The sequence below is a fragment of the Paraburkholderia sp. BR14320 genome (genome assembly GCF_040948665.1).
Taxonomy (GTDB): Bacteria; Pseudomonadota; Gammaproteobacteria; order Burkholderiales; family Burkholderiaceae; genus Paraburkholderia; species Paraburkholderia youngii.
The window spans coordinates 1-7323 of record NZ_JBFPKG010000107.1; the positions used below are offsets into that span (position 1 = coordinate 1).

The following is a 7323-nucleotide window of genomic DNA, read 5'->3' on the forward strand; positions in this document are numbered from 1 at the left end:
GGCGTCCGGCCAAGATCCGGTCAAATTGCTATCATAAGCTTTATGGTTATGAAGTCAGAAAAACCTATTCGACTAAGGAATAAGGTGCTTACGCCGTGGACGCCCGCTTGCCGTAGGCGTCGTTGGTACGCAAGTTGATGCAGGTGTGGTCGAGAATGCGTCTGCTCCAGCTCGACGTCCCTGGCTATCCTGCGCGGGAGGGGCGCGCCCGGTCTGGACGCGCGACCTCTCACCCAGTCATCGTTCGCAGCAAACTGCGCATGACATCCTTCAACGTGTCGTGTCGGGGACCGTCGGTCGCCGCCGCTACGACCCGGAGCATGTCGCCTTCGAGCCTCGCCTCATACGAGACGATACGGCGGCGGTCATGGGGGAAACGGGCCAGCTTTTCGCCAATCAGGCGCTCGATTCCCTGTATGGCTTCACGCCGTATTTCAGGTGGAACACGTTTGTCGAAACTGATCTGCTCACGTAGCGCTTCGCCACGCTCGTCCTCGGGCAGGAGGCTGATATTCCATGCCGCCACAATCGCCGTCAGTGCGCTCTGATATTCCTCCAATGTGGGATCATCGGATACCTCTTCCTGAAGCATCTGGGCGAGGGGCCAGGAGATTTTCTGTTCCGGCGGCAGATCATTACGATCGAGAACGATAGCGTCAGGGATCCCCGACTGAACCGCACCGCGTCGCAATACGTCCATCTCGCGCACGCCCAGCTTGCGGGCACGCGACGATTTTTTTTGCTGACTGGCTTTGCCCATTTTTTAGCCCCCTTCGCTGTGTTCTGAATCGACAAATTATAGCGACCAGCTGGTTGCACGGATTGGCGAAGGTGGAACGGGTTTGCCGGATTTTTTGCGCTACACTGACCGCCCCATTCGAGACTTGCAATCCGGCATGGCCACCGTTGAACGTACCGCATATCCGCGCTTCCCCAAGGTTTTTTCGGCTGCCGAATTGCAAGCCTGCTATACGCCGGACGTCGAAGAGCTGGAGTGGGTGTGTCGAAACGCGCGTGGCCAGTCTTCGAGATTGGGGCTGCTGGTCCTGCTGAAGGTTTTCCAGCAGATGCACTACTTTCCTTTTCTCGATGTCATTCCCGACGCCGTAGTCCGGCACATCCGGACGAGCGCGAACTTCGGTGCAGATGTCCAGTTTGGCTACGACCGGGCGAGGTCGCCCGCGTTGTTTCGGCACTACGCGGCGATCCGGGAATTTCTCGGCATCCAGTCCTATTACGGCACGGATGCCAACGAAATCGCGGTACGCGCTGCGCACGAGGCCGCCGAGGTGATGGACCAGCCGGTGGACATCATCAATGCCACCATCGACAACCTGATCCAGCAGCAGGTCGAACTGCCAGCGTTCTCGACGCTGGATCTGATTGTGGAGCAGGTTTATGCGCGAACCCAGACGGCGCTGTTCCGGCGCGTCTCGCGTCGCCTGACCGACGATGACAGGACCCAGCTGGACCGGCTGCTCAAGCGGGAATTCAACCAGCGCCAGACCGCCTACAACGCCATCAAGCGGTACGCGTTACGGCCGTCGCGCAAGCACATCTCCCTGCTGGTCGATCACCTCGCCTGGCTCGATGGGTTTGGCGACTACACGCACGTGCTCGAGGGCGTGCCGGCAGTGAAGCTGCGCTCCCTGTCGACCCAGGCGATGAGCCTGGATGCGGCGAACCTCAGGGAAGTTTTGCCGGAGCGGCGATATACCCTCGTCGTCGCATTGCTGCATCAGATGCGCGTGCGCGCCCGCGACGACCTGGCCGAGATGTTCATTCGCCGTATGGGCGCGATCCACAAGCGGGCCAAGGAAGAGCTTGAACAGATTCAGGCACGCCAGCGCGAGCAGATGGAAAGCCTTGTTGATATGCTCGACAGCGTGGTCAACATCGTCGACGACCACCAGGACGATGCCGAAGTTGGTGCACGGGTGCGCCAGTACCTGGCGCCGTCAGGCAGCCTGGAGCCATTGCGCGAAAGCTGTGCCGAGGTCCGCGCCTACAGTGGCAAGAACCATTTGCCACTCTTGTGGCGGCATTTCAAGGCGCATCGGTCAGTATTACTAAGGCTGTCACACGCACTGGCGTGGGGCTCGACGACGCAATCGCAGACCTTGCTGCGCGCGCTGGAGATTGTTTTCGAGAACGAGTCGCGGCATCGGGAATGGCTCGATGTCGACGTCGACCTTGGCTTCACCTCTGAGCGCTGGCGCAAGCTGGTTTGCCGCCCACGTGAGAAGGGCGCGCCGACAAACCGGCGCTATCTGGAGCTTTGCGTGCTGTCCTGCATGGCGAAGGAACTGCGCAGCGGCGATCTGTGCGTAGCCGGCTCGGATGCCTTTGCTGATTACCGCGATTACCTGTTGCCGTGGAACGAATGCGAGAAGCGTCTGCCAGCTTACTGCGAGAAACTGGGCATGCCGGACAGCGGCGACGGCTTCGTGGCGCGCGTGCGCGAATGGCTTGCCGATGCGGCCCGCCAACTGGACGAGCGATTTCCCGAGAAGGCCGAGCATGTGACCATCAACAAGACAGGCGAGTTTGTTGTGCGTCGCACTACAGCCACCATCGTTCCGGAAAGCGCAGTGGCGCTGCAAAAGGCGATGGTCAAGCGCATGCCGGTGCGAAACCTGCTGGACGTGCTGGCAAATATCGAGCACTGGACACATTTCACCCGGCATTTCGGCCCACTCAGCGGCAGCGACCCCAAGATCCGCAATGCCGCGGAACGGTACCTGCTCACCATCTTCGCAATGGGTTGCAATCTGGGCCCCACCCAGGCAGCGCGCCACATGGGCGACACGATCACGCCGCACATGATGTCGTTCGTCAATCGCCGGCACCTGAGCCTGGAGCGACTGGAAACCGCGCAGCGAGAACTGATCGAGCTCTACCTGCGGCTGGATCTGCCCAAGCATTGGGGCGATGGCAAAACGGTGGCCGCGGACGGCACCCAGTACGATTTCTACGAGAACAACCTGCTGGCCGGCTACCACCATCGCTACCGCAAGATGGGCGCGGTTGCATACCGGCACGTGGCGGACAACTACATTGCGGTCTTCCGGCATTTCATTCCGCCAGGCATCTGGGAGGCAATCTACGTCATCGAAGGCCTGCTCAAGGCCGGCCTGAGCGTTCAGGCTGATACGGTGCACGCCGATACCCAGGGCCAGTCGGCTGCGGTGTTCGCCTTCACCTACCTGCTGGGAATCAACCTGATGCCGCGGATCCGCAACTGGCAGGATCTCAAGCTGTATCGCGTGGATGCCACCACGAAATACGAGCACATCGACGGACTGTTCGCGGAATCGGTTGACTGGGATCTCATCGAGCGCCACTGGACGGACCTGATGCAACTCACGCTGTCGATCCAGTCCGGAGCGATTTCATCGCCCCTGCTGCTGCGCCGTTTCGGTGCCGCCAGTCCGAGGAATCGCCTGTCCCTCGCAGCAGAAGAACTGGGCAAGGTCGTGCGCACTGTATTTCTGCTTGAGTGGCTCGGTAGCAGTGAGCTCCGGCAGGAAATTACCGCCACGACCAACAAGGTCGAATCCTACAATGGCTTTGCCAAGTGGTTCTCGTTCGGCGGAGACGTGTTGCCGGTCAACGATCCGGACGAGCAGCAGAAACGTCTGCGTTACAACGATCTCATGGCTTCGGCCGCAATCCTGCAGAACACGGTGGATATGATGCAGGCACTGCGCGCGATGGTGAACGAAGGTATTGCGGTCAATCCCGACGACATCGGATTTCTGAGCCCCTACCTCACCAGCAACCTGAAACGCTTTGGAAAGTATGAACTGGACTTCGGACATGTCGAGGGCTGGATACACGAGAGCCTGTTCGCCGGTCCGGCCCGTGCCCTGCGGAGACCCAAACACCATGCCTGACATTGAGACCCCGTATGGTGTCGTCGATGCCGATGCATTGCAATCGCTGCGGCAGCGTTACGATACGACCACCATCCAGCAAGCCGTGGACCTCTTCGACACGATCCGGGCACGCTGCGAACCCGACGGGCTGCGTGACGATCTTTTGCGCCTGCACGGCATGGCGCACACCGTGATCAACGGCGCGGGCCTGTCCGTTCCGACGGACGATCTCACGCTGGTGGAGCAGGCCGATTGCATCCTTGAGGAGCTGGAAGACTGGCAGCTTGTGCTCGACCGGATGATTCTCGCCCTGCGCCCCCTGCAGGATCTGCGATCCCAGACGGACGATCCACTATGAAGCCAGCCACGTACAAATGGCAATTCGCCCAGCGCTTCCGTCGCCACGCCTTCGGCTGGCGCTCAGACGTACCGATCCAGCGCATCAAAGAGGCGCTCGCGGAGATCAGGCAGATGGCGCGTAGCGATGCGGTGCTCGCGGCCGAAGGCGCGGTCAAGTTCCTGGAGAAGGTTTCGCCCGCGCTGGAACACGTCGACAGTTCGTCCGGCGCCATCGGCTCTGCCGTGAACCGGGCAATCGACGTGCTGGTACCAGTCATTGCCGATGCGCCGGTCGATACGGCCACACGGCAACACTGGCTCGAGCGGCTATGGGAGGCGATTCAGGATCAGGGCGTCCCCTATATCGAGGGCCTGTCGGACGAATGGGACGCACTTTGCGTGACGGCAGGTATCGCCAACGCGTGGGCCAACAGGTTTATTGACCTGGTTGAACACGTCTGGTCCGACGGCCCCGGCGGATATTTTGCGGGAACACCGATCTGTCTGGCCTCTCTGTACAAGGCAGAGCGGTATGCAGAACTAATCGCACTGGTGGACCGGGCTCCCTTCAAATCGTGGCATTACCGGTGCTGGGGCGTCAAGGCACTGGTTGCAATGGGCAAGAAGGCTGAAGCGCTCACCTATGCGGAAGCAACGCGAGGTCTCAACAGTCCGGATGGGCATATCGCGCGATCCTGTGAGGCAATTCTGCTGTCGTCGGGTCTTGCTGACGAGGCATACCGGCGCTATGCGCGCGAAGCTAACCAGGGCACCACCTACCTGGCAACATTCCGGGCCATCGCAAAGAAGTACCCGCACATCGCACCGGAGACCATTCTGCGCGACCTGATTACTGCCTCGCCAGGCGAGCCTGGCAAGTGGTTTGCGGCGGCCAAGGACGCCGGCCTGTTCGACCTGGGCATTGAACTGGCCAACGCCAGTGCGACCGATCCCCGGACGCTGACGCGTGCCGCCAGAGACTTCGCGCAGAAGCAGCCGGCATTCGCCATGGCCGCGGGTCTTGCGGCATTGCGGTGGATTTCGCAGGGCTACGGCTACGAAATCACAGGCGTCGATGTGCTCGATGCAAGCCGCGCCACGCTGCAGGCAGCGGCGCACGCCGGCGTCGATGCCGAATCCATCAGGGAGCAGATTCGTCTCCTGGTCTCCGGCACTTCCCCGCATGCCGACTTTGTGAACCGGGTCCTGCAGGCGATCTAGCCCAAAGAATTGTCGTGAAAAATCCAGATGGTCCGCCTTTTGCAATTTGTCCAGAGATAACCTTTATTATCTCTGTGGCATCATTTTTGCACTAAACTTGATACCATGAAAACGTGCCTTACGATCCCGTCCGCCGCCGGCATCCCGGCCGATTTTCCTGATGCCGATGCGCTGGCAGCGCTGCGTGCCTGGTATGAGGGCGCATCCTCGCGTGACGCAGTCCGCCGGTATCTGCACGGGCGGCTCGGCCATGGCGAGTCTGCCCGAGGCGTCATCGGCCAGATCTGCCGGCGCCTCGCACTCTATGCCCGCAGCCGGCAGCGGGCAGATCTGGCCACGCTGTTCGAATGCCCGGCCCACAAGCGTATGCAGCATTCCCACGCCACGGCGCAGGCCGCCGAAACGCTGCGCACGCTGCCTTCACCGCCCCCGCAGATCGGGGACGACATCGCGCGCTGGTTGCCTGATCGTGCTGTGCGTGCCCTGTACGCGGCTGACATCCGGACGCTGGCCGATCTCACGGTACGGATTCCACGTCGCCGGCAGTGGTGGACCGTCATTCCGGGTCTTGGTCCGGCCAGCGCGAAAAGGATCGAGGCATTCTTTGCCGCGCACCCGGCGCTCACCGAGCGGGCGCGCGCCCTGATCGCCGCGGACCGGCAGTCCGTCGTCACGCCTTGGGAACAACTGAGGCTACCGCACGAGGTTGACGGATCGGCCGGTGCCTTCCGCGCGCCAGCGTCGAGCTGCATCCTGGGCGTTGACAACGATTACGACGCCGTTCAGGCGTGGCTTGCATTGCATGAATCCCCGGCCACTCAGCGCGCCTACCGAAAGGAAGCCGAACGCCTGATCCTGTGGGCCATCGTCGCTTGCGGCAAGGCGTTGTCTTCCCTGACCACCCGCGATGCAACCGACTACCGGGCGTTTCTGCGCAGGCCGACACCGCGCGAACGCTGGGTCGGACCACCTCGGCCGCGCACCTCGCCGGAGTGGCGCCCGTTCGTCGATAACCTCTCGGCCCGTTCGATCGCCCATGCGCTTGCGGTGCTCAGCTCCATGTTCCGCTGGCTGGTCGAGCAGCGCTATGTCGTGGCCAACCCATTTGCTGGCATCAAGGTGCGCGGCAGCAAGCGTGCGATGGAGCTCGAGACCACGCACGCCTTTACCGAAGGCGAATGGCTGCTGGTACGCGCCATTGCAAACGGGCTCGAGTGGTCGTACGGCTGGCAGGCCGCCGCCGCGCACCGGCTTCGGTTCATGCTGGATTTTGGTTACGCGACGGGACTGCGGATCAGCGAACTGGCCGATGCAACCTTGCGCAGTGTCGAGGCAGACGCCGCCGGCGATCACTGGCTGCACGTGACCGGCAAAGGCGGCAAACCAGCACGGGTGACCTTGACGCCCCTGGCACGCAGCGCGCTGGACCGGTATCTGCAGGAACGGGGGCTACCTGTCAGCCGCGCGCACTGGAACCCCGCCACACCGGTGATCGGCAGCTTGGACGTCGATGCGGACGGCATTAAGCCCCTGCGTCTATGGGAAGTCATGCGCCGGTTTTTCCGGCACGCTGCGCAGATCATTGAAAGCGACCACCCGGCGCTGGCTGAGAAACTCCGTCAGGCGACGCCGCACTGGATGCGGCATACCCATGCGACCCACGCGCTTGCAAAGGGTGTGGAGTTGAGCGCTGTACGGGACAACCTTCGTCACGCCTCGATTTCGACCACGTCCATCTACTTGCACGCCGACGACGTCAAGCGGGCACGGCAGTTCGGAGAGGCGTTCACGGCTTGATTGGCTTATGCTGCCATTGAATAAGGAGAATCGACTTCATAACCGTAGGGCTTATGATAGCAATTCGACCGAATCTTGGCCGTACCCC

The 7323-nt window shown here is 61.7% G+C and carries 5 protein-coding genes; 4 read left to right on the forward strand and 1 reads right to left on the reverse strand.

Features of this window, described 5'->3' with window-relative positions; genetic code table 11:
• Positions 1-229: 229 nt before the first annotated feature.
• A complete protein-coding gene (locus tag AB3X89_RS38375; RefSeq protein ID WP_368587834.1) occupies positions 230-760 on the reverse strand; it encodes a hypothetical protein in 531 nt (176 codons plus the stop codon).
• A 136-nt stretch (positions 761-896) separates the two neighbouring features.
• Between AB3X89_RS38375 and AB3X89_RS38380 the strand changes: the two genes are divergently transcribed.
• The 4 genes from AB3X89_RS38380 to AB3X89_RS38395 all read left to right on the forward strand — a co-directional run bounded on the left by AB3X89_RS38380 (position 897) and on the right by AB3X89_RS38395 (position 7235).
• Positions 897-3896: a Tn3 family transposase gene (locus tag AB3X89_RS38380; protein WP_368587835.1), complete on the forward strand. Its 3000-nt coding sequence runs from the start codon at positions 897-899 to the stop codon at positions 3894-3896.
• Positions 3889-4236 carry a Tn3 family transposase post-transcriptional regulator TnpC gene (gene tnpC / locus AB3X89_RS38385; RefSeq protein ID WP_368587836.1) on the forward strand — a complete coding sequence of 116 codons (348 nt, stop codon included), beginning with the start codon at positions 3889-3891 and terminating at the stop codon, positions 4234-4236. The genes AB3X89_RS38380 and tnpC overlap by 8 nt, the downstream gene beginning before the upstream one ends.
• On the forward strand, positions 4233-5438 hold the full coding sequence (locus AB3X89_RS38390) for a hypothetical protein (protein ID WP_368587837.1): 1206 nt from the start codon (positions 4233-4235) through the stop codon (positions 5436-5438). Before tnpC ends, AB3X89_RS38390 begins: the two co-directional genes overlap by 4 nt.
• A gap of 105 nt (positions 5439-5543) precedes the next feature.
• Positions 5544-7235 (forward strand): phage integrase family protein, encoded by a 1692-nt coding sequence (locus AB3X89_RS38395; RefSeq protein ID WP_368587838.1) that lies wholly within the window; start codon positions 5544-5546, stop codon positions 7233-7235.
• Positions 7236-7323: the final 88 nt, after the last annotated feature.